The following is a 22,717-nucleotide window of genomic DNA, read 5'->3' on the forward strand; positions in this document are numbered from 1 at the left end:
GAAGTAGTGATTCACGACTTCAAGGCGCTTTTCGAAGGGGTATTTTGGCTTTGACATATCAGGGACTATTCCATTTCATCGTCCAACAAAATGGGTGCAGTACAGGTAAATGCAAATTTCCCGGGGCTTTCCACTTTCTGTCCCTCAACAATGCTCAAGACAGAAAGTCTTAAGCACCCGCCGCATATCTTATCCCTCTGAATTAAAATGCAAAGATGTAAATCTATTCTGCGTAAATTACATTATTTCTGCGAGCCGCTTTCCAGAATAATAATTTCTATTTCTTATGAATTAATCGAAAATAAAAAGGGAGTGAATATATCACTCCCTTTATTCAACGATAAATTAACGGCTTCATCCCATTGCGCTTTCACGCAGGCGGGCTTTCAGCTTGTTATATTCGTCGATCACGTACTGTTCCGCTGCGCGCTGATCCGCTATGGGCTCCACGTTTACGGCGCAGTATTTATACTCCGGCGTTTTGGTTATCGGGCTTAAGTTCTCCGTCACCAGCTCGTTACAGGCGCCAATCCACCACTGGTAGGTCATATAGACCGCGCCTTTGTTCGGACGGTCGCTGACCTGCGCGCGGGTAATGATGCGGCCTTTACGCGAGTTCACCCACACCAGCGCTTCATCTTCAATACCGAGCCGTTCGGCATCGGCGGTGTTGATCTGCGCGTAGCCCGGTTCATCCGCCAGCGCCGCCAGCGCGGCGCAGTTGCCGGTCATGGAACGGCAGGAGTAATGGCCCACTTCACGCACGGTGGAGAGCACCATCGGATACTCGTCGGTGAGTTTATCGATCGGCGCGACCCAGTCGCAGGTGAAGAATTGCGCCAGCCCGTTCGGGGTGTCGAATTTTTCTTTAAAGAGGTACGACGTTCCCTGATCCGCCTCTGACTCATCCCGGCACGGCCACTGGATGTAGCCTAGCTCACCCATTTTTTCATAGGTTGCCCCATAAAAGTCCGGGCACAGATGCCGCAACTCGTCCCAGATCTCCTGGGTGTTGTTGTAGTGCATCGGGTAGCCCATGCGGGTGGCGATTTCGCTGATGATCTGCCAGTCCGTTTTCAGATCCCACTTCGGCTCGACAGCCTTGAAGAAGCGCTGGAAGCCGCGGTCTGCCGCCGTATAGACACCTTCATGCTCTCCCCAGGAGGTCGACGGTAAAATCACATCCGCCGCCGCCGCGGTTTTGGTCATAAAGATATCCTGAACAATCACCAGCTCCAGATCCTCAAAGCCCTTACGCACCGCAGACAACTCGGCGTCGGTCTGGAGCGGATCTTCACCCATGATGTAGGCCGCACGCACTTCACCGTGCGCCGCGCGGTGCGGCAGCTCGCTGATGCGATACCCCGTGTGCTCAGGCAGGCTCTCCACGCCCCAGGCCTTCGCGAATTTCTCGCGATTTTCCGGGAATTTGACGTACTGGTAGCCCGGATAGGTGTCCGGCAGCGCGCCCATGTCGCACGCGCCCTGCACGTTATTCTGACCACGTACCGGGTTCACGCCCACATGCGCTTTACCCAGATTGCCGGTTAACATGGCGAGGCTGGTGAGCGAGCGCACGGTTTCCACGCCCTGGTAGAACTGGGTCACGCCCATACCCCACAGAATAGCGGCGGTTTTCGCTCCGGCGTACATCCGCGCCGCCTGGCGGATCTCCTGTGCGCTGACGCCGGTTATCGCCTCAACGGACTCCGGCGTATAGCCTTCGACAATCTTGCGATACTCTTCAAACCCTTCCGTACGGCTTGCGACAAACGCCTGGTCGTAGAGGTTCTCCTCAATAATGACGTGCCCCATTGCATTTAACAGCGCGATATTCGAGCCGTTTTTCAGTGCGATGTGCATATCGGCAATGCGCGCGGTTTCAATTTTGCGCGGATCGCAGACGATGATTTTCGCCCCGTTCTGTTTGGCGCGAATCACGTGATTCGCGACGATAGGGTGAGAATCCGCCGGGTTATAGCCGAAGATGAACACCAGATCGGTGTTATCTATCTCATTGATGGCATTACTCATTGCGCCGTTACCGACCGACTGGTGCAGACCTGCAACCGATGGGCCGTGTCAGACGCGAGCGCAGCAGTCGACGTTATTGGTACCAATAACGGCGCGCGCGAATTTTTGCATCACATAGTTGGTTTCATTCCCGGTTCCGCGTGAGGAGCCGGTGGTCTGAATCGCATCCGGGCCATACTTGGCCTTGATGGCGCTAAGGCGCGTGGCGACGTAATCCAGCGCTTCATTCCAGGAGACGGCTTCCAGTTTGCCGCCGCGCTCGCGGCGGATCATAGGGGTTTTCAGGCGCGGCGTGAGGATTTGGGTATCGTTAATAAAATCCCAGCCGTAGTACCCTTTCAGGCACAGCGTGCCCTGATTGGTTTTACCCTGCGCCGCTTCCGCCCGGACGATTTTGCCGTTATCGACCACCAGGTGGATCTTGCAACCTGAGGCACAATAAGGGCAAACCGTGACGACTTTTTTCATCACTTTGCTCCAGTTAAACAGTTCTTACCTGCCCAATATGCAGCTTCTATGCCATGTTTTTACTATGGGTATTTCCTGACTTTACGACCCTTTGCGGGGCAAAACCCTGACGAAAAACAGCCAATCGTCAAAATTGACGTGTCGAAAGGGCAGGGGATGTGACATGGATTGAATTTCCGTCACGTAAAAAACAATTCGGCTGGAGTCGGCGGCAGAATGGTTCAGACTTAACATAATTCCCTGACGGAAGCATGCGATGAAACCGGCGATTCTGGTGGTTGATGATGATGTCGCAGTCTGCGAACTGCTACAGGATGTGCTCAGCGAGCACGTCTTTACCGTGCTGACGTGTCACACCGGTCAGGAAGCAGTGAACCGTGTCCAGCAGGACTCCGGCATTGCGCTGGTTCTGCTGGACATGATGCTGCCGGATATCAACGGATTACAGGTTTTGCTGCAGATGCAAAAGCGGCGACCGTCGCTACCGGTGGTGATGCTGACGGGGCTGGGAAGTGAATCAGATGTAGTCGTTGGGCTGGAAATGGGCGCTGATGATTACATCGGAAAACCGTTCAATCCGCGCGTGGTGGTCGCCCGCGTTAAGGCGGTGCTGCGTCGTACCGGTGCGCTGGCCGCGGAGCCTGCCGCGCCGCGCGTTGAAGGTATTACCTTTAACGGCTGGACGCTGGACACCACCCGCTGCGAGCTGAGCGATCCGCAGCGTAATACCGTGCCATTAACCCAGGGCGAATATGGCCTGCTGCTGGCATTAACGCAAAACGCCCGCCGGGTACTGAGCCGTGAACAGCTGCTTGAACTGACCCACAGCGAAAGCGCTGAGGTCTTTGACCGCACTATCGACGTGCTGATCATGCGGCTGCGGCGAAAAATTGAGGTCAATCCGCACCAGCCTCTGCTGATCAAAACCATTCGCGGTCTGGGCTATGTTTTTGCCACGGACGTTTCCCATCATGAGAAAGCCGCCTGACCGTTCTCCTGAATAAACGTCTGAAGCTCGGCCAGCGTTTTCGCGCCGTCAATTGCATTAGCCGCCAGCAGGCTGGCCCGCGCGCAGGCGTGCGCCAGATAAATACTCTCCGTCAGCGGCAGGGATTCATGGCAGCCGTATAAAAAGCCCGCGCAAAACGCGTCGCCCGCGCCGACGCTGCCGATAATCTCGTCCTGCGTCAGCTTCCACGACGGAACCCATTGCCCTTTTTCACCCGGCGATTCACCCCATGCCCCTTCCGGACAGTGGATCACCACCCGCTGCCGCACGCCTGCCGCCAGAAGCTGTGCGGCAGCGTCGGCGATATGGGCCATGTTCAGCGCATCATGGCTGTCGCGGATCTCAAGCCCGCTAAACTCACCGGCTTCCAGCTCGTTAATCACCAGATAATCAAGATGGCGCAGGGCAGGGAGCACCAGCGGCTGATAGCGCGGGTCGCCCTTGCGGGACACCAGATCGAGCGAGGTTTCATACCCCTGATCGTGCATCTGTGCCAGTAACCGCGCGCTGCGGGTGCCAAATTCGTCATCCGGCATGTCCAGGCTGTCGAGCAGCAGCAGATAGCCGAGATGGAAGATCTTCAGCGATCCATCTAAACGATCGAAGGCGGGAAGATCCAGCAGGCGGTTGGCGCCCGGCGAGTGGAAAAAGGTGCGCTGTCCGCTGGGGTCGGTCATCACCTGCGACATCGACGTTGGGGAGAACGTCGTGCGCTGCACGCGCTGGCGATTGACGTGATACTGGTCGAGCATCGCCAGAATATAGTCTCCGTCGCTGTCTTCCCCAATCAGCCCCACCGCCTGTAACGGCAGGCCGACGTGCATTTTCGCCAGCGTCAGCAGAACGTTGAGTGGCGCACCGCCGGTTGAGCGTTCGCTGTGGGTGATTTCTGCCAGCCAGCCGCGCTCCGGCCACTGTACGATCTGGTGGACGTGATCCACCAGCATATTGCCTGCGGCGACGATCCCTTTGCGTTCCATTAGGCCTGCCCCGCACTGCCGAAGATGCGCATCTGTTCCGCAACCGTATCGGTAATGGCCTCTTCAATGCCCAGCAGCAGCTCGGCAAACTCATCGTAAAGCGATTGGCGGTTCGCCATGCGTTGCTCAACGGCGGCAAGTGCGGCCTGCGACATGCCGGTATAGAAATTGATTTTATGAATACCGAGTTCAATGGCGCGGCGGAAATCAGTGTCGCTTATGCCAGAGCCACCGTGTAAAACCAGCGGCAGGCCCGTCTGCTGGCGAATGGCGTCCAGACGCGGAAAATCAAGCTTCGGCTCGCCCTTGTATTTGCCGTGCGCGTTGCCAATGGCAACCGCCAGCGCATCGATGCCGGTTGAATCAACAAATTCGCGCGCCAGCTGCGGGTCGGTAAAGAAGGCTTCATCCGCATGACCGTACAGCGCGCCACCTTCATCCCCGCCTACCGCGCCCAGCTCCGCCTCTACCGAGACGCCCACCGCGTGGCACATCTTCACCACTTCCCGGGTCTGGCGGATATTTTCCTCATAGCTCAGCGTGGAGCCGTCGAACATCACCGAGCTGAACCCTAAACGCAGGGCGCGCACCACCGCCTCAAAATGCAGTCCGTGGTCGAGGTTAAGCACCACGGGAATATCGTGGCGGGCAGCTTCGAATTTCACCGCTTCCACCAGCGACTCCAGAGACACGTACTTAAAATGCACTTCGGCGATGTTGATGATAAACGGCGAGCGTTCCTGCTTCGCGGCGGCAAACAGGGCGCGCAGAAAATGGGAGTCGAGCACGTTGAACGCGCCCAGGGCGTAGCGGTGTTCCCTGGCGTGGGCCAGACCGTCGGCAAGAGAAATCAATGGCATCATTCACTCCTTATATCCGAAAGAGGGTGTACTCGTTGCACAGCACCAGCACCGCCGGTTCGTCTTCTTCAATGGTGTTGTAGCGGTCAATGGGCTGTAAAAAGTGGTTGTCGTGTTCATCGTCATTGACCGACGACACTTCGCCCACCAGCACGTCACCAAAGCCGCGTTCACCCCAGAAACTGTGGTACAGGCCGGGCGTCAGGCAGATGCTCTCCCCTGGCGTGAGGCGCAGCTGGCTGCCGGGCATGTGCGTCTGCCGACAGCCATCTATCGTGACGGTCACGTCGGTGTTTTCGGTCTCTTCATGCGCGCCCGCATTCCATAACTCAATAATCAGATTCCCGCCGCCGCGGTTAATGATGTCCTCCCGCTTGCGCCAGTGAAAATGCATCGGCGTCACCTGGCCGTCGCGGACATGCATGATTTTTTCGGCATAGCACTTTTCATAGGGCACGCCGTTGGGGGAGCCGTTGCGCAGGGTGAACAGCGTCAGGCCCTGGGTGGCAAAGCTGTTGCCGCCGAACGCCGTCACGTCCCAGCCGAGCCTGAGGTCAAACACCTCCTGCCATGCTGCCTGGTCAAGCTGCTGCCATTTTGTCGGCGGAAAACTGGCAAAAGGCGGGAGATGCACGTCGTGCATGGAGAAGAACTGCCGCGTGTGGCCGAGGATTTCATTGATGTCGGAGCGTTTCATGGGGACTCCTTGCGTTTTTGCCGCCCCCTCACCCTAACCCTCTCCCCAAAGGGGAGAGGGAACTTGAACACCCTCTCCCCTTTGGGAAGAGGGCCGGGGTGAGGGGCTTACTTAACCGTCCACCCCTTATACGTGCCGACGTTCTTTTTATCGATCATCGTCACCGGGATCAGCACGGGCTCTTTCGGCGCAGGTTTGCCCTGAAGAATGTCATAGCCAATCTCCACCGCCTTCGCCGCCATCACCTGCGGATCCTGCGCCGGGGTAGCAACAAACAGCGAGTTTTCGCGCTTCAGGGCTTCTTCACCATCCGGGCTGCCATCCACGCCAACGATAAAGAATTCGTTGCGTTGCGCCTGTTTAGCCGCCAGATCGGCGCCGATCGCGGTCGGATCGTTAATCGCGAATACGCCGTCGATCTTCGGATTGGCAGCCAGCAGGGAGGTCATGACCTCCAGGCCGCCTTCGCGGCTGCCTTTGGCGTTCTGATTATCCGAGAGCACTTTGATATCCGGGTGGCGCCTGAACTCGGTCTGGCAGCCCTCCACGCGGTTTTGTACCGCAGAAACCGGCGGTCCGTTGATGATCACCACGTTGCCTTTACCTTTCAGGCGGTCGGTAATGTACTTACAGGCCATTTCTCCCGCCTGAGTGTTATCGGAGGTGATGGTCGCATCGGCCCCTTCCGCCGCCACGTCCACCGCCACGACCACGATCCCCGCCTCTTTAGCGCGTTTTACCGCGGGGCCGATCCCTTTGGAATCCGCGGCATTGAGGATGATCATGTCTACTTTCGCCGCAATGAAGTTATCGATCTGCGACACCTGCTGGCCCAGATCGTACCCGCTGGAGACCAGCGTCACCTTGACGTTGTCCCCCGCCAGCTTGCGCGCTTCCAGCTCGGCACCTTTGGTGATCTGCACGAAGAACGGGTTAGCCAGGTCACCCACCGTCACGCCGATGGATTTCAGATCTTTTGCCTGCGCAAACGGGGTTGCGGCCAGCAGCGCGCCAGCACAGAGCGCGGTCACTAAGGGCTTCAATCTCATGCTGTATTCCTCACGTAGGGTATTGTTGTTATGCACTTTGATGGTGTCGGGTACGGTATTTGTCGATCAGCACCGCTATGATGATCACCGCCCCTTTGATCACCAGCTGCCAGAAATAGGAGACGCCCATCAGCGTCATGCCGTTGTTGAGGGTGGCGATGATCAGCGCGCCCACCAGGGTGCCGGTGATCGTGCCGATCCCGCCGACGAAGCTGGTGCCGCCGAGGATCACCGCCGCAATCGCATCCAGCTCGTACCCCGTGCCGAGGTTGCCGTTGGCGCTGTAGAGACGTGAAGCGCTCATCACGCCGCCTAAGCCCGAGAGCAGGCCACTCATGCCGTAGACAAACAGCAGCACCAGCCAGACCTTAATGCCGGTTAAGCGTGCCGCCTGCATGTTGCCACCAACCGCATAGATGTGAACGCCGAGGGTGGTGCGGCGCAGGATGAACCAGCACACCACAATCACCGCCAGGGCGATCACCACCAGCCATGGAATCGGGCCGAGGTAGTTATTGCCGATCCACTCGAAGTTAATGTTGGAGTTAATAACCGTCGTGCCGTCCGCCAGCAGATAGGCCGCGCCGCGCAGCGCCGTATAGGTGCCGAGCGTGACGATAAACGGCGGAAGTCCGGCGAAGGCCACCAGCGCACCGTTGAACAGCCCCAGCACCATACCGAGCATCAGCGCCGCCGGAATGGAGAGCATCGCAAATTCAGGGATAAGCGACACTACCATCGCCGCCACTGCCGTGGTGCCCAGAATCGAGCCCACGGAGAGGTCAATCCCGCCGGTCAGGATGATGAAGGTCATCCCGGCCGCCAGCACAATGTTGATCGACGCCTGCCGGGTAATGTTGAGCAGGTTGCTCTCGGTGAAAAAGTTCGGGGCGATAAAGCCAAATACCGCCACAATCAGGATTAAAATCGGCAAAATGCCGATCGTTTGCATCAGATCGCTCATCAGCATTTTTTTGGCGGAGGCGGATTTCGCCACCTGCTGCGGATGGGTTGGAGTTGTCATAATTACACCGCCTGATGATGTGTGTCGTTTACGCCGGTTGCCAGCGTCATGATGTTTTCCTGAGAGATGTCGCGCCCGTGCAGTTCACCCGCAATGCTGCCTTCCCGCATCACGTACACCCGGTCGCTCATCCCTACTACTTCCGGCAGCTCGCTGGAGATCATCAGAATCGCAACGCCTTTGCGCGCCATCTGGTTCATGATGCGGTAGATCTCGCTTTTTGCGCCGACGTCTACGCCGCGCGTGGGCTCGTCCAGAATCAGAATGCGCGGGCCTATCGCCACCCAGCGGGAGATCAGCAGTTTTTGCTGGTTGCCGCCGGAGAGCCCGCCCGCGCGCACCTGTGAATGGGGCACGCGGATATTGAGCAGGGCGATGGCGTCATCGGAAATCGACTGCGCTTTTTTGCGGTTCAGCCAGCCGAAGGTGGCGTCGCGCTCCAGCGTCGCCATGGTGATGTTCTCCTGCGCCGCCAGCTCCAGAAACAGACCTTGCTCCTTGCGGTTCTCGGTAAGAAAACCGATGCCGTTCTCAATGGCCGCGCGCGGGGAGTGGATCACCACCGGTTCGCCGTCCACCTCAATCATGCCGCCGGTGGCTTTGCGCACGCCGAAGATCAGCTGCGCCAGCTCGGAACGCCCGGCCCCGACCAGCCCTGCCAGCCCGACGATTTCACCGGAGCGCACCTGCAAACTGCACGGCTGTACTTTTTTGCCGTCGGTGAGGTGGTGGACGTTAAGACGCGGGCTGCCGAGAGGAATATCGCGCTCTTTGTTAAACAGATCGCTGAGCGGACGGCCCACCATCATGCGCACCAGCTCGGAGGCGTTGAGCCTGTCGCGCGTCAGGCTGCCGACGTATTGCCCGTCGCGCAGCACGCTGACGCGGTCCGAGAGTTCATACACTTCCGCCATCCGGTGGCTGATGTAAATAATCGCCATGCCTTCATCGCGCAGGCGCAAAATCAGTTCGAACAGACGGTGGGTTTCGCGCGAGGAGAGGGCGGCGGTAGGTTCGTCCATCACCAGAATGCGGCTGTTGCGGTGCAGGGCGCGGGCGATCTCCACCTGCTGCTGCTCGGCTATCGTCAGCTTCATGACCAGGTCGGTGGCGCTGAACTGCGCACCGAGGCGGTCAATGACCGCCTGCGCCTGGGCAGCCATCTCTTTGCGCTGGACCAGCCCGCCGCGCGACAGCTCGCTGCCGAGAAAAATGTTTTCCGCCACGGTCAGGTTAGGAGCAAGCTGCATCTCCTGATAAATCAGGGTAATGCCTGCGGCCAGCGCATCTTTCGGACCTTTGATGTGAAATGGCTTGCCGTCGATGAGGATGTCGCCGCTGCTGGCGGTATAGGCGCCTGCGAGGATCTTCATCAGCGTGCTTTTTCCGGCGCCGTTTTCCCCCATCAGCGCGTGGATCTCACCGGGGAAAACCGTCAAATCCACGCCCTTGAGCGCGTGGAAATTGCCAAACGTCTTGGCAATATTGCGCATCTCTAAAACCGGGGTTCTGCTCATGGCGGATCTCCTGTGAATGTCGATATCTGCACTTCATCACAGGCGCGTAAATGCAAAATGTCAGAAGCTGTTCATATTTGTCATAGTTATGAATAGCTAATCGCCATCACATTTTCCTTTTCCCTCTCCCTGTGGGAGAGGGCCAGGGTGAAGGCACCAATCCGCAGAGGAGCCCAAACCCATGTCTTCACGCCCCCCGTTCTTCACCAGCGCCCGCGGACGCCTGCTGATTTTTAATCTGCTGGTGGTCGCCGTCACGCTGATGGTCAGCGGTGTGGCGGTGCTCGGCTTTCGTCACGCCAGCCAGATCCAGGAGCAGGTCCAACAGCAAACGCTGGATGACATGACCGGCAGCATGAACCTCGCCCGTGATACCGCAAATGTGGCAACGGCGGCGGTGCGGCTGTCGCAGGTGGTCGGTGCGCTGGAGTACAAAGGCGAAGCCGAGCGGCTGAAACAGACGCAGATGGCGCTGCGCCACTCGCTGGATCAACTTGCCGATGCGCCGCTGGCGCAGCAGGAGCCGGCGCTGGTGGCGCGAATTATTCGCAGGAGTAATGAATTACAGCAGAGCGTGACGGGAATGCTGGAGCGCGGGCAAAAGCGGCATCTGGAGCGTAACGCGCTGCTCAGCTCGCTCTATCAAAGCCAAAGCTACCTGCGTCATTTGCAGGATATCAACCGCCGTTACGCGAGCAATGTGCCAGACGCCCGACAGCTTGCAGAGATGGACAGGCTGATCGTTGCCGCCATTGATACCCCTTCACCGCGCGCCACGGTGCAGCAGCTGGATGCAGTAACCGCGGGGTTATCCGCGAGCGCCCTGCAACCGGTGGCCAACCTGGTGCTCCCGGATTTTAATGATGAGCTGCGCAAGCTCGCACCACTGTCGACGCAGCTGGAGGAGAGCGAACTGTCCATCAGCTGGTACATGTTCCACATCAAGGCGCTGGTGGCGATATTAAACAGCGACATTAATCAGTACGTTGAACAGGTGGCGCAGGCTTCCCGGCTTCGCACGGCCCAGAGCCATCACGAGCTGCAATCCATCAGCGTGTTTATCAGCATCTTCGCGGTGCTGGCGCTGATCATCACCGGCTGTGCCTGCTGGTATATTTACCGCAATCTGGGCTCCAACCTGACGGCTATCTCAAGGGCGATGTCGCGTCTCGCTCATGGGGAGCAGGATGTGTCGGTGCCCGCGCTACAGCGGCGTGATGAGCTGGGGGAACTGGCGCGCGCGTTTAACGTTTTCGCCCGCAATACCGCTTCGCTGGAGCACACCACGCGGCTGCTGAAGGAGAAGACCTCACAGATGGAGGTTGACCGCATCGAACGTCAGGGGCTGGAGGAGGCGCTGCTGCACAGCCAGAAAATGAAGGCGGTCGGGCAACTGACGGGTGGCCTGGCGCATGATTTTAATAACCTGCTGGCGGTGATTATCGGCAGTCTGGAGCTGACCGATTCGGCATCACCGGACGCGCCGCGCATCACCCGTGCGCTTAAAGCCGCGGAACGCGGAGCCATGCTCACCCAGCGTCTGCTGGCCTTCTCGCGCAAGCAATCCCTGCATCCACATGCGGTAGAGATGAAGCCGCTGCTGGAGAACCTGAGCGAGCTGATGCGGCACTCGCTTCCCGCCACGCTGACGCTGGATATTGAAGCGCAAACCCCGGCCTGGCCCGCATGGATTGACGTCAGCCAGCTGGAAAACGCCATTATCAACCTGGTGATGAACGCCCGTGATGCAATGGAGGGGCAAAACGGTGTGATTAAAATTCGCACCTGGAACCAGCGTGTGACCCGCAGCGACGGGCGCAGGCAGGACATGGTCGCGCTGGAGGTGATTGACCACGGCTGCGGGATGTCGCAGGAGGTGAAATCGCAGGTCTTTGAACCGTTCTTCACCACCAAACAGACCGGCAGCGGCAGCGGGCTAGGGCTGTCGATGGTGTACGGCTTTGTGCGCCAGTCGGGTGGTCGCGTTGAGATCGAAAGCGCGCCGGGGCAGGGAACCACCGTGCGGCTCCAGCTGCCGCGCTCGACGCTGCCCGCGTTCTCCGATGATGCCGCGCTGGCGACCACGGCCCCGGCAGAAAGTGAGCTGCTTGTGCTGGTCCTGGAAGATGAGGCGGGCGTGCGGCAGACCCTGTGCGAGCAACTGCACCAGCTTGGCTACCTGACACTTGAAGCCGAAAACGGCGAGCAGGCGTTGAACATGCTGGACGCATCACCGGATATCGGCATGTTTATCAGCGACCTGATGTTACCGGGCGGCCTGAGCGGTGCGGAGGTGATCGGCCATGTACGCAGCCACTATCCGCAGTTGCCAGTTCTGCTGATCAGCGGGCAGGATTTGCGCCCGGCGCATAACCCGCAGCTGCCGGACGTTCCGTTACTGCGAAAACCGTTCACCCGCGCACAGCTGGCGCAGGCGCTGCGCAAGGTGATGGTAATTTGAGATTCCTCCGCTACTCCCGCTAACAGCCAGTCATTACTTTAAGGCCAGTTCACCTGCGAGTCTGGCCTTATGAAACGTTACTCTACCGCTCTGTTATTGGGTCTGCTGACTTTAACCAGCCAACTGGCGCATGCCGATGTGATTGATGATGCTATTGGCAATATTCAGCAGGCGATCAACGACGCCTATAACCCCGGCAGCAGCCGTAATGACGATGACGACGATCGTTACGATCGCAGCCGTCAAACCGACAGCCGCCAGTACGACGATCGTCGCCGGCAGTTAGAAGACCGACGCCAGCGCTTAGACGAGCGTCAGCGGCAGCTGGATGACGACCGGCGTCGGTTAGAGGAGGATGAGCGCCGGTTAGAGGATGATTACGATCGGTGGTAAACCCCGGTATCGCAACGCGTAGGCCGGGTAAGGCGCAGCCGCCACCCGGCAAAACCTAATCCAGCATCAGTACCATCCCGTCATACCCCGCTTCAATGCCGTCCGGCAGCGGGTTATCCATCATCCAGACGTCAAACTGATGGCTGATATGCGTCAGGATCACCTGCGGACAGCCAATCACCTCGTTCAGCGCAATCACCGTATTCAAATCACAGTGGTTGCGCGGCGTCTCCTGGCGCGGTTCATGGCTACAGTCAATAATCATCGCCTGCGGCTGATTATTTAGCAGAAACGTCACCGTTTTATCCGGTAGCCCGGCGGTATCAGAAAGCCACGCCACGCGGCTGTGGGCGGACTCCAGCAGATAGCCAAATGTGAGTTTTGAATGGTTGAGCGGCAGCGGCGTGACCCGCAAGCCCTGAAGTTCAAACGTCACAAACGGCTCTACCGTGTGGCTGAAATCCAGAAGGCCCGGATGTTTGAACAGGTCGTCACAGCCTGCGTCGTCCGGCGGACCGTAAACCGGAATGGTCGCTCCCACGCCCCAGCGCAGAGGAAACAGCCCCTGAACGTGATCCATATGATAGTGGGTAAGCAAAAACTGCCTGAAACTCCCTGCGGGCCAGTCGTCCATCAGGTCTGGAATACCTGCGTCCAGCAAGGTGACCGCATCGTTGAATTTCACCGCCGCGCTGCAGGGGCGACGGCGATAATTTTCCTGTAAACGCGCCCGTCGGCACGCCGCGCAGTCGCAGCCAAACACCGGCACCAGCTGCGCCCCTCCCGTTCCTGTTAGCGTGATCGTCAGACTCATAACGCACCTCTACAGCGGTTTGGTGAAGCGGAAATGGCTTTGCGTATACCCTTCACGTACATAAAAACGGTGCGCGTCCACGCGCTTCACGCTGGTGGAAAGCTCGGTCAGCTCGGCGCCTGCCTGGCGTGCGATCTCCTCTGCCCAGGCCAGCAGCTGGCTGCCCACTTTCAATCCGCGCGCCTGCGGCATCACCACCAGCTCCTGGATCTCGCCGATCCAGCGGGCGTGGTGCAGGTGAAACTGCATGTGCAGGCCGATCATCCCGATGATCTTCCCGTCCAGCTCGGCCAGCTGGTAGCGCATATTGTGATCCTGCAAGTTGGCCAGATACCCGGCGTGAAACGCCTGATGATCGAACTCGGCCTGCTTAAGTTCGCAGATCAGAGCGTAAACGATCGGCGCATCGTCGGCGGTGGCGGGGCGAAGCTGGCAGTCAGGCATGCTGTTTCTCCTTCTGGCGAATAAGCGATAGAAAGGTCTCGACTGACTGTAGCAAACTTCCGTCGTTATTGAGGAGATGGCAACCCGACGGGGTGTAGCGCGCCGCCCGTTCCAGCCGCTGGTCGATCTCGCGTGCGTTTTCGCGCCCCCGCTTTTGCAGCCGGCTACGCAGAACCTCCGGGGAAACCTGCAAACAGACCGGGAGCAGCGCCGCTTCGTACCGGGCGCGAGCCTGCGGGAGATGCGCCCGTGAGCCGTTAACCAGCACGTCGAACCCCGCGTGCAGCCAGAGGTCGATCTCAATGCCGACGCCATAGTAGTAACCGTTGGCATGCCAGCTTAGCGCCAGCAGGTTTTGTCCGGCGCGGGTAAAAAACTCCTGCTCGCTCAGGGCGATATGGTTTTCGCTTCCGGCGTTGGCATCGCGCGTGATATAGCGGTGCGCCACCAGCAGCTGTGAGTGTTCCCGCTGCCGTAACGCCGACAGCAGGCTGTCCTTCCCGGAGCCGGACGGGCCCATTAACCAGATGAGTCTTCCCATCAGAACACCCTTTTTCCCTGACGCCAGACGTGGTCGATATGAATGTGCTCGCCCTTACGGTGCGCCAGCACCAGATCCGCGCGTTTACCTTCGGCGATTTCCCCGCGATCGTGAAGATTGAGCGCGGTGGCCGGGTTTTTCGTCACCAGGCGAATCGCCTGCGGCAGCGTAAAGCTGTTGCCTTCGTCGTCCGCGACGCGGAAGGCCGCGTCCAGCAGGCTGGCGGGGTAATAGTCAGATGAGAGGATATCCAGCAGGCCGAGGGAGGCGAGCTTGCTTGCCGCCACGTTTCCGGAGTGCGACCCGCCGCGCACGATGTTCGGCGCACCCATTAGCACGTTCATGCCATGCTTACGCGATGCCTCTGCCGCCTCGAACGTGGTGGGAAATTCGGCGATCACGCTCCCAAGCTGGTGGGATTCGCGAACATGGTCGTGCGTGGCATCATCATGGCTGGCCAGGGCAATATTACGGTCACGGCACATCGCGGCAATGGAGAGACGATTCGGCTGCGACCACCGCGCCGCAAGCTGGAGCTGCTCTTCTTCATAGCGCGCCATCTCGGCATCATTGAGCGCGTATTTGCCCTGATAGTATTCGCGATACTTTTCAATGTTGGCGAACTGGCGCTGCCCCGGCGAGTGATCCATCAGGGAAACCAGCGAGACCGGCTCGCGGCCCACCAGCTTTTCAAACAGCGGCAGGGTGGTGTGGTGCGGCAGCTCGCAGCGCAGGTGCAGGCGGTGCTCGGCGCGGTTGAGGCCGCGCTTTTGCGTCTCCTCCACGGCGTTGATCATCTTCTCCAGGTTCTCCAGCCGATCGCCGCCGTCGCGCACGTCGCCGATCGCCACCGCGTCCAGCACCGTGGTGATGCCGCTGGCGACCATCAGCGCGTCGTGGCTGCTCATCGCTGAATGCGCGGGCCAGTCGACCTTCGGGCGGGGCGTGAAAAATTTATCAAGATTATCGGTATGCAGCTCAATCAGCCCCGGCAGCAGCCAACCGCCTTCGCCATCCATCGCGTCCGGTGAGCGGCTCTGGGTTTCAGCAAAGGCGCGGATGACACCGTCCCGGACCTCAACCGAGCCGTTCACGACTTCATTTTCCAGTACCAGCCTGACGTTATTGATAATCATACGTTTGTCCCCATCGGGTGCAGTCTGTCCGCCACGCGATGGCGTACGGCGTCGTCGTGGAAGATCCCGACGATCGCCGCGCCGCGCGCTTTGGCCTGTTCGATCAGTTCCATCACCGCTGCGCTGTTTTTACTGTCGAGCGAGGCGGTGGGTTCATCCAGGAGTAAAATCGGGTAATCGACGATAAAGCCGCGGGCGATGTTCACGCGCTGCTGTTCGCCGCCGGAAAAGGTCGACGGGGCGAGGTGCCACAGACGCTCCGGTACGTTGAGACGCGTCAGCAGGCTGGCGGCTTTAGCGGCGCAGGTTTCGCGCGGCACGCCGAGATCCAGCAGGGGCTGCATGACCACGTCCAGGGCAGAGATCCGCGGGATCACCCGCAGGAACTGGCTGACCCAGCCGATCGTCGAGCGGCGTACTTCCAGCACCTTGCGCGCGGGAGCCTGGACCAGATCGACCCATTCATTGTTATGGCGGATATGGATATGGCCTTCGTCCGGCAGGTAGTTGGCATACAGGGAGCGCAGCAGGGTGGATTTTCCGCTGCCGGAATGGCCATGCAGCACCACGCATTCGCCGTTGCTGACCTCTAATGAGGCATTTTGCAGTACCGGCAGGCGGACACCGTTTTGCTGGTGGAGCACAAAGGTTTTACTGACATTTTCAACGTGGATCATTTTTGCCTCGCGATTCGTTTTGCCGGGTGGCGGCTTCGCCTTACCCGGCCTACGGGTGCGGTGTTCGTTTTGCCGGGTGGCGGCTTCGCCTTACCCGGCCTACGGGTGCGGTGTTCGTTTTGCCGGGTGGTGGCTTCGCCTTACCCGGCCTACGGGTGCGGTGTTCGTTTTGCCGGGTGGTGGCTTCGCCTTACCCGGCCTACAGGTGCGCTGTTCGTAGGCCGGGTAAGCGCAGCGCCACCCGGCAACAGCGCCCTCAATTCTGCAACACCGACGACACCAGCAGCTGGGTGTACGGATGATGCGGATCGTCGAGCACGCGGTCGGTCAGCCCACTTTCCACCACCTGACCCTGCTTCATCACCAGAAGACGGTCCGCCAGCAGGCGCGCGACGCCTAAATCATGGGTGACAATCACCACCGCCAGGTTCAGCTCCACCACCAGGCCGCGCAGCAGGTCGAGCAGGCGAGCCTGCACGGATACGTCCAGCCCGCCGGTCGGTTCGTCCATAAACACCAGCTTCGGATGGGTGACGAGATTGCGGGCAATCTGTAAACGCTGCTGCATGCCGCCGGAGAAGGTGGTCGGCAGGTCGTCGATGCGCGAGGCGGGGATTTCAACTTCCTCCAGCCAGTGCTGCGCCGTGGCGCGGATATTGCCGTAGTGGCGTGCGCCGGTGGCCATCAGCCGTTCGCCGATGTTGCCTCCCGCTGACACCTGACGGCGCAGGCCGTCCATCGGGTGCTGATGCACCACGCCCCACTCGGTGCGCAGCAGGCGGCGGCGCTCGGCTTCGCTCATGCCGTACAGCGATGCGCCCTCATACAAAATGTCGCCATTCTGCGGCGTCAGGCGCGCGGAGATGGACTTCAACAGGGTGGTTTTACCGGAGCCGGACTCGCCGACGATGCCCAGCACTTCGCCCGGCCACAGCTCAAACGACACGTCGCTAAAGCCTTTGCCCGGCGCATAAAGGTGAGTCAGGTTGTTAACCGAAAGCAGCGGTTTCATTGGCTGTTCGCCTCGCTCTGTTGGCGGCAGTAATCGGTGTCGGAGCAGACAAACATCCGTTTGCCCGTGTCGTCCAGCACCACTTCATCCAGATAGCTGTGTTTGGATCCGCAGATGGCGCACGGCTCGTCCCACTCCTGCACCGTAAACGGGTGATCGTCGAAATCCAGGCTCTCTACGCGGGTAAACGGCGGTACGGCGTAGATGCGTTTTTCACGTCCGGCACCAAAAAGTTGCAGGGCGGGCATCATGTCCATCTTCGGGTTATCGAATTTCGGGATCGGCGACGGGTCCATCACGTAGCGGCCGTTCACCTTCACCGGGTAGGCGTAGGTGGTGGCGATATGGCCGAAGCGGGCGATGTCCTCATACAGTTTGACCTGCATGATCCCGTACTCTTCCAGGGCGTGCATGGTGCGGGTTTCGGTTTCCCGCGGCTCGATAAAGCGCAGCGGCTCCGGGATCGGCACCTGGAAAATCAAAATCTGATCTTCAGTCAGCGGGGTCTCCGGAATGCGGTGACGGGTCTGGATCAGCGTCGCGTCTTCGGTTTTTTCAGTGGTGTTGACGCCCGTTACGCGCCTGAAGAAGTTGCGGATCGACACGGCATTGGTGGTGTCGTCTGCCCCCTGGTCGATGACCTTCAGCACGTCCGCTTCGCCAATCACACTGGCGGTGATTTGAATACCGCCGGTGCCCCAGCCGTAGGGCATCGGCATTTCGCGGCCGCCGAACGGCACCTGGTAGCCGGGGATCGCCACTGCCTTAAGGATGGCGCGGCGGATCATGCGTTTAGTTTGCTCGTCCAGATAGGCAAAGTTGTAGCCGCTTAAGTTAGCCATTGGCGCGCTCCCGTTGCAGGCGTTTCAGCAGTTCCAGTTCGGCCTGGAAATCGACGTAGTGCGGCAGCTTGAGGTGCGAGACAAAGCCCGCGGCCTCAACGTTATCCGCGTGGGCCAGCACGAACTCTTCATCCTGTGCCGGGCCTGCAATATGCTCGCCGTAGTCAGGCGCCTGGAGCGCACGGTCAACCAGCGCCATCGCCATCGCCTTGCGCTCGCTCAGGCCATACACCAGCCCGTAGCCGCGGGTAAAGTGTGGATCTTCATTTTCTGGCGCGACAAAACCGTTGACCATTTCGCACTCGGTCATCAGCAGTTCGCCGATGTTCACCGCAAACCCCAGCTCTTCTGGCACAATTTCGACATCGAGATAGCCGCTGCGGATCTCTGCCGCGAACGGGTGGTTGCGCCCGTAGCCGCGCTGCGTGGAGTAGGCCAGCGCCAGCAGATACCCTTCGTCGCCGCGCATCAGCTGTTGCAGACGGGACGAGCGCGAACAGGGATAGACCGGCGGCGTGCGGGTGATGTCATCCGGTGTGCTGCCGGTGTCTTCTTCCGCCTTCGCCAGCCCCTGGTTTGCCAGCAGGCTAAAGACGTGCGGGGAGGCGTCTTGTTCAGCATCAGAGGCGCTGAGCTGCGGTGTTTCACCGTTTGCCAGCAGAGCGAAGTCCATCAGACGATGGGTGTAGTCGTAGGTGGGGCCAAGCAGCTGGCCGCCAGGAATATCTTTATACACCGCAGAAATACGGCGCTCTAAACGCATTTCCGCCGTATTTACCGGCTCGCTCACCGCCAGCTTCGCAAGCGTTGTGCGGTAAGCGCGCAGCAGGAAGATGGCTTCCACGTTATCGCCGCTGGCTTGTTTCAGCGCCAGCGCCGCCAGCTCACGGTCCGCGATGCCGCCTTCGGTCATCACGCGGTCGACGGCCAAATTTAACTGCTGTTCAATCTGGGCGACGCTCAGCTCGGGAAGAGCGTCATCCCCCCGGCGTCTGTGCGCCTGCAAGGCATGGGCGGCGGCGATCGCCTTCTCGCCCCCTTTGACGGCAACGTACATCAGCACACCTCCACGTGAGTGGTTCGCGGGATCGCCAGCAGGCGCTCGCCGCAGGTCAGGATCAGGTCGATACCGAGCGGGAACGGATGCGGGCGCTCGGTCAGCTCATGGATGATGCACTCCGGCAGCTGGGGGGCGACCATCCGCTCGTCGGCGATGCCTGCACCCGTCAGGCGAAGCATGCGACCACCGCTCAGGCTGGAGACCTGCAAAATCAGCGTGGCGCTGGTTTCCGGGGCGACGGCGCTGCCTTCGCTCAGGGCGTTAAGCTGCTCGTGGCTGATTTGCTCGTCTGCCACGGCGAAGACCGCCTGCTGGGGCTGCTCGACCAGCGGCGCGTTGGTATGAAAGCGCAGGTTCTGGCTGGCGATATCGTTCAGCAATGCCCCTGACAGCCATACCGGCGTGTCGTTGTCCGCCAGCGTCAGCAGCACGCTGGTAGAGGCGAGGTTCAGCGGCAGCCAGCCCTGCGAAAGCTGGTGCAGCGAGACGATCACGCCGGGCTCGCTCATGGCTTTCAGCAGGCGACGGAAACTCTGTTGGGCATCCTGGACGGCCAGGGTAAAGGCAGGTTGAAGCGTCATGCGTTGTCTCCGCGAACGAGCGTAAAGAAGTCGACCCGGCTGGTATTCACTTCGGTCTGACGCGCGGCAAGGCGTGCGGCGCGGTCAGCTTCCAGCGGGGCAATAAGGGTTTCCATTAAGGTCTGAAAATGCGGCTGTTCCTGTAAAAGCGCGTCGATCACGGCGCAGCGCTCGGCGTGTGTTTTGTCGCGCCCAAGTACGTAGCCGTAGCCCAGCGTGCCGCTGCTCAGGCGGATCACCGCGCGGGTGAGGGTGGCATCGCCGGCGAAGAAGCGCTCGCCGGTGCCGCCCATGCGTGCCTGGATCTGCACCAGGCCGATCTCCGGCGCGCGGATCGTGTCGTAGTCCGGCGTCAGGCCGAGCGCGTTCATACGGGCAGCCAGCGCAGCAGGCTGGCTGTGGGCCAGCACGCGCATCCAGCGCTGACGAGTGGAGGTGTCGAAGTGCATTCAGTGCTCCATGGTAAATTCAATCATGTCGGCGCGGGTCAGGCTGACGGAGTATTCCGTTGCGTTGACGTCGCCGTCACGGTGGTTGAGGGTGCGCACGCAGAGCAGCGGGGCCATGTTGGGGATCTCCAGCACCTTGCTCTCTTTAGCCTGCGCGCGGCGGGCGCTGATGCGCGTCTGGGTGCGTTTGAGCGCGATACCCGTCGCCTCCTGAAGAAAATCATGCAGGGAACCGCTGGCGAAATGTTGCAGCACGGGCCAGAGGGAGAGGTCCGCGAAGTAGTGGTCGATCTGACAGACCGCCACGCCGTTCACCCGGCGCAACGTGCGCAGGTGAACGACGTTGTCGCCCTCCTGAATCCCCAGCGCGTCCGCTACGTGGCGGGAGGCCGGGCGCAGGACAGACAGCAGCTTTTCGCTGGTGGGGTGGCTGCCCTGATCGAGCAGGTTCTGGCTAAAACGCGCCTGAGCATTGAGCGGGTAGTCAAACGGACGCATCAGCACCAGCACGCCGACGCCCTGACGACGCTGGACCCAGCCGCGTTCCACCAGCTGATCGATGGCGCGACGCAGGGTGTGGCGATTCACTTCGTAGCGGTCGGCAAGCTGCTGCTCGGCAGGCAGGTAGTCGCCGCACCGATAGTGCGTGCGCAGCTCCACTTCGAGCTTTGCCGCAATCTCTTGCCAGCGGGTAGGGTAACTGGTCGGATGTCTGGATAAGTGCATACCAATCAAAGCCTCGCTTCTCAGATGAAGTGCTTACGCAAGCGTTGAGAGAGGAAATCCAGCAGGCTGACGGTGACGATGATAAGCACCATCAATGCGCAGGTTTGCTGGAACTGGAAACCGCGAATCGCTTCCCACAGGGTGACGCCAATACCGCCTGCGCCCACCATGCCGACCACGGTGGCGGAGCGAACGTTGGACTCGAAGCGGTATAGCGAATAGGAGATGAGCAGCGGCATGACCTGCGGCAGGACGCCGTAGAGGATCTCTTCGATTTTGTTCGCGCCGGTTGCGCGGATGCCTTCCACCGGGCCGGGCTCGATGGCTTCAACCGCTTCGGAGAGCAGCTTGGAGAGTACGCCGGTGGTGTGGATGAACAGCGCCATCACGCCAGCGAACGGACCCAGGCCGACGGCGACCACGAACAGCATCGCAAAGACCATTTCGTTGATGGCGCGGCAGGCATCCATCAGGCGACGCATCGGCTGGTAGATCCACCACGGCACGATGTTTTCGGCGCTCATCAGGCCAAACGGAATGGAGAGGATCACGGCGAGGGCGGTGCCCCAGACGGCGATTTGCAGGGTGGTGGCCATTTCACTGAGGTAGTCCTGCCACTGGCTGAAGTCCGGCGGGAAGAAGTCGGCGGCGAAGGTCGCCATGTTGCCCGAGTCCCTGAAGAGCAGCAGCGGATCCATCTCCGCGCCCTTCCAGGAGATAACGAGCACCGCCAGCAGAACGGCCCAGCTTATGAGCGAGAACCAGCTGCGCTTTGGCGGCGGGAGGGTGATGGTTTGCATGTTGGCTCCTTAATCTGTTCTCCCTCTCCCTGTGGGAGAGGGCCGGGGTGAGGGCATCAGCGTGCGCCTTTCCCCCTCACCCTAACCCTCTCCCTCAAGGGAGAGGGGACTTGAGTTACTGCACCGCTTTATTCACGCTGGTCATCGCCCCGAGCGCGGCGGTCAGGCGGTCGAGATCGTCCAGCTGCGCCTGTATTTCCGACACTTTGCTGGTCTTCTCTTCTTCCTTCAGACCTTTGTTGTCCTTCACGCCCTGCATCTGTTTAAACAGCGCCAGCTGGCGAATCGGCACCAGCTGCAAATCGCTGGACGCGCGGAACGGTGCCCAGCCCAGGTGCGCCAGCACTGCTTTCTCTTCCGGCGTTTTGCCGTAGTTCATAAAGAAGTCGTAGACCTTGTCTTTGGTGCTTTCGGAGAGGTTTTTACGCCACACAATCGGGTCGCCCGGGATCAATGGCGATTTCCAGATCACCTTCAGCGCTTTCAGCTTGTCCGGCGCGGAGGTCTTCAGCTTGTCGAGGTTTTCAGTGTTGTTGGTGGCAACGTCTACCTGCTTGTTTGCTACGGCCAGGGCGTTGGTTTCGTGGCTGGCGTTGACCGTGCGCTTGAAGTCGCTGGCGGAGATGTTGTTTTTCGCGAAGACGTAGTAACCCGGGACGAGGAAGCCGGACGTAGAATTCGGGTCGCCGTTACCAAAGGTCAGCTCTTTGCGTTTGGCGAGCATATCGTTGAGGTTGTTGATCGGGCTGTCTTTGTTAACGATCAGCACGCTCCAGTAGCCCGGGGAGCCGTCTGCTGCAACGGTCTGGGCAAAGACCTGGCCGTTGGCGCGATCTACCGCTTCCATGGCAGAGAGGTTGCCGTACCACGCGATGTCGACTTTGTTGAAGCGCATTCCCTGGATAATGCCCGCGTAGTCCGGGGCGAAGAAGGCGTTCACTTTGATCCCCAGTTTGGTTTCCATATCTTTCAGGAACGGTTCCCACTGCGGCTTCAGGTTTTGCTGTGATTCCGTTGAAATGATGCCAAAGTTCAACGCTTTTTCCTGTTCCTCTGCCCAGGCCGGGCTTAACAGGGTGCTGATGCTGAACATGCTGGTGAAGGCCAGCGCGGCAACGGCTTTGTAGTTCATTTCCATTCCTC

Annotated in this window: 23 protein-coding genes; 3 read left to right on the forward strand and 20 right to left on the reverse strand. The window is 59.8% G+C overall.

Features of this window, described 5'->3' with window-relative positions; genetic code table 11:
- Nucleotides 1-354 precede the first annotated feature (354 nt).
- A complete protein-coding gene (fdhF, locus tag ACOTZP_RS22305) occupies nt 355-2,502 on the reverse strand; it encodes a formate dehydrogenase subunit alpha (protein ID WP_080298763.1) in 2,148 nt (715 codons plus the stop codon).
- A gap of 256 nt (nt 2,503-2,758) precedes the next feature.
- Between fdhF and ACOTZP_RS22310 the strand changes: the two genes are divergently transcribed.
- Nucleotides 2,759-3,490 (forward strand): response regulator, encoded by a 732-nt coding sequence (locus ACOTZP_RS22310; RefSeq protein ID WP_271074525.1) that lies wholly within the window; start codon nt 2,759-2,761, stop codon nt 3,488-3,490.
- Here the strand turns inward: ACOTZP_RS22310 and ACOTZP_RS22315 are convergent.
- The 6 genes from ACOTZP_RS22315 to ACOTZP_RS22340 form a co-directional block, all read right to left on the reverse strand.
- Nucleotides 3,472-4,491 (reverse strand): carbohydrate kinase family protein, encoded by a 1,020-nt coding sequence (locus tag ACOTZP_RS22315; RefSeq protein WP_058646401.1) that lies wholly within the window; start codon nt 4,489-4,491, stop codon nt 3,472-3,474. The two genes, ACOTZP_RS22310 and ACOTZP_RS22315, sit on opposite strands and share 19 nt — an antisense overlap.
- Nucleotides 4,491-5,351, reverse strand: a complete 861-nt coding sequence (locus ACOTZP_RS22320) for a ketose 1,6-bisphosphate aldolase (protein ID WP_022646771.1) — start codon at nt 5,349-5,351, stop codon at nt 4,491-4,493. Before ACOTZP_RS22320 ends, ACOTZP_RS22315 begins: the two co-directional genes overlap by 1 nt.
- Nucleotides 5,352-5,361: 10 nt before the next feature.
- Nucleotides 5,362-6,048: a D-lyxose/D-mannose family sugar isomerase gene (locus tag ACOTZP_RS22325; protein ID WP_126314489.1), complete on the reverse strand. Its 687-nt coding sequence runs from the start codon at nt 6,046-6,048 to the stop codon at nt 5,362-5,364.
- 107 nt (nt 6,049-6,155) lie between these two features.
- The gene (locus ACOTZP_RS22330; protein WP_003860240.1) at nt 6,156-7,097 is read right to left on the reverse strand and encodes an ABC transporter substrate-binding protein; all 942 of its coding nucleotides are present in this window, start codon (nt 7,095-7,097) and stop codon (nt 6,156-6,158) included.
- Nucleotides 7,098-7,125: 28 nt separating this feature from the next.
- Nucleotides 7,126-8,121 (reverse strand): ABC transporter permease subunit, encoded by a 996-nt coding sequence (locus ACOTZP_RS22335; protein WP_003860239.1) that lies wholly within the window; start codon nt 8,119-8,121, stop codon nt 7,126-7,128.
- A gap of 2 nt (nt 8,122-8,123) precedes the next feature.
- Entirely contained in the window at nt 8,124-9,638 is a 1,515-nt protein-coding gene (locus tag ACOTZP_RS22340) for a sugar ABC transporter ATP-binding protein (protein ID WP_022646773.1), read from the reverse strand.
- A 181-nt stretch (nt 9,639-9,819) separates the two neighbouring features.
- On the opposite strand from ACOTZP_RS22340, the gene ACOTZP_RS22345 reads away from it, so the two are divergent.
- Together ACOTZP_RS22345 and yjdP are read left to right on the forward strand one after the other, a co-directional pair.
- Nucleotides 9,820-12,099: a hybrid sensor histidine kinase/response regulator gene (locus ACOTZP_RS22345; RefSeq protein ID WP_038415092.1), complete on the forward strand. Its 2,280-nt coding sequence runs from the start codon at nt 9,820-9,822 to the stop codon at nt 12,097-12,099.
- Nucleotides 12,100-12,168: 69 nt separating this feature from the next.
- Nucleotides 12,169-12,492 carry a DDRRRQL repeat protein YjdP gene (gene yjdP, locus ACOTZP_RS22350; RefSeq protein ID WP_017382647.1) on the forward strand — a complete coding sequence of 108 codons (324 nt, stop codon included), beginning with the start codon at nt 12,169-12,171 and terminating at the stop codon, nt 12,490-12,492.
- Between the two features lie 55 nt (nt 12,493-12,547).
- On the opposite strand, the gene phnP is transcribed toward yjdP, so the two are convergent.
- The 13 genes from phnP to phnD all read right to left on the reverse strand — a co-directional run bounded on the left by phnP (nt 12,548) and on the right by phnD (nt 22,706).
- Complete coding sequence (gene phnP / locus ACOTZP_RS22355; protein ID WP_271074524.1) at nt 12,548-13,306, reverse strand: phosphonate metabolism protein PhnP; 759 nt, start codon at nt 13,304-13,306, stop codon at nt 12,548-12,550.
- Between the two features lie 9 nt (nt 13,307-13,315).
- Complete coding sequence (gene phnO / locus ACOTZP_RS22360; protein WP_022646777.1) at nt 13,316-13,750, reverse strand: aminoalkylphosphonate N-acetyltransferase; 435 nt, start codon at nt 13,748-13,750, stop codon at nt 13,316-13,318.
- Nucleotides 13,743-14,294 (reverse strand): ribose 1,5-bisphosphokinase, encoded by a 552-nt coding sequence (phnN, locus tag ACOTZP_RS22365; protein WP_032621424.1) that lies wholly within the window; start codon nt 14,292-14,294, stop codon nt 13,743-13,745. The genes phnO and phnN overlap by 8 nt, the downstream gene beginning before the upstream one ends.
- Nucleotides 14,291-15,427: an alpha-D-ribose 1-methylphosphonate 5-triphosphate diphosphatase gene (gene phnM, locus ACOTZP_RS22370; RefSeq protein WP_045309102.1), complete on the reverse strand. Its 1,137-nt coding sequence runs from the start codon at nt 15,425-15,427 to the stop codon at nt 14,291-14,293. The genes phnN and phnM overlap by 4 nt, the downstream gene beginning before the upstream one ends.
- Entirely contained in the window at nt 15,424-16,104 is a 681-nt protein-coding gene (phnL, locus tag ACOTZP_RS22375; protein WP_022646780.1) for a phosphonate C-P lyase system protein PhnL, read from the reverse strand. The genes phnM and phnL overlap by 4 nt, the downstream gene beginning before the upstream one ends.
- Nucleotides 16,105-16,360: 256 nt before the next feature.
- On the reverse strand, nt 16,361-17,116 hold the full coding sequence (phnK, locus tag ACOTZP_RS22380) for a phosphonate C-P lyase system protein PhnK (protein ID WP_006177354.1): 756 nt from the start codon (nt 17,114-17,116) through the stop codon (nt 16,361-16,363).
- Nucleotides 17,113-17,958, reverse strand: a complete 846-nt coding sequence (gene phnJ / locus ACOTZP_RS22385) for an alpha-D-ribose 1-methylphosphonate 5-phosphate C-P-lyase PhnJ (protein ID WP_023299113.1) — start codon at nt 17,956-17,958, stop codon at nt 17,113-17,115. Before phnJ ends, phnK begins: the two co-directional genes overlap by 4 nt.
- On the reverse strand, nt 17,951-19,015 hold the full coding sequence (locus tag ACOTZP_RS22390) for a carbon-phosphorus lyase complex subunit PhnI (RefSeq protein ID WP_022646782.1): 1,065 nt from the start codon (nt 19,013-19,015) through the stop codon (nt 17,951-17,953). Before ACOTZP_RS22390 ends, phnJ begins: the two co-directional genes overlap by 8 nt.
- Nucleotides 19,015-19,599, reverse strand: coding sequence for a phosphonate C-P lyase system protein PhnH (gene phnH / locus ACOTZP_RS22395; protein WP_003860219.1), 585 nt, complete (start codon nt 19,597-19,599; stop codon nt 19,015-19,017). The genes ACOTZP_RS22390 and phnH overlap by 1 nt, the downstream gene beginning before the upstream one ends.
- Nucleotides 19,596-20,048, reverse strand: a complete 453-nt coding sequence (gene phnG / locus ACOTZP_RS22400) for a phosphonate C-P lyase system protein PhnG (protein WP_022646783.1) — start codon at nt 20,046-20,048, stop codon at nt 19,596-19,598. The genes phnH and phnG overlap by 4 nt, the downstream gene beginning before the upstream one ends.
- The gene (gene phnF, locus ACOTZP_RS22405) at nt 20,049-20,774 is read right to left on the reverse strand and encodes a phosphonate metabolism transcriptional regulator PhnF (protein ID WP_022646784.1); all 726 of its coding nucleotides are present in this window, start codon (nt 20,772-20,774) and stop codon (nt 20,049-20,051) included.
- Nucleotides 20,775-20,794: 20 nt separating this feature from the next.
- Complete coding sequence (gene phnE / locus ACOTZP_RS22410; RefSeq protein ID WP_022646785.1) at nt 20,795-21,574, reverse strand: phosphonate ABC transporter, permease protein PhnE; 780 nt, start codon at nt 21,572-21,574, stop codon at nt 20,795-20,797.
- A 115-nt stretch (nt 21,575-21,689) separates the two neighbouring features.
- Nucleotides 21,690-22,706, reverse strand: coding sequence for a phosphonate ABC transporter substrate-binding protein (gene phnD / locus ACOTZP_RS22415; RefSeq protein ID WP_022646786.1), 1,017 nt, complete (start codon nt 22,704-22,706; stop codon nt 21,690-21,692).
- Nucleotides 22,707-22,717 lie beyond the last annotated feature (11 nt).

Origin of the sequence: Enterobacter cloacae complex sp. SYL001 (genome assembly GCF_049237025.1) — a bacterium.
Taxonomy (GTDB): domain Bacteria; phylum Pseudomonadota; class Gammaproteobacteria; order Enterobacterales; family Enterobacteriaceae; genus Enterobacter; species Enterobacter intestinihominis.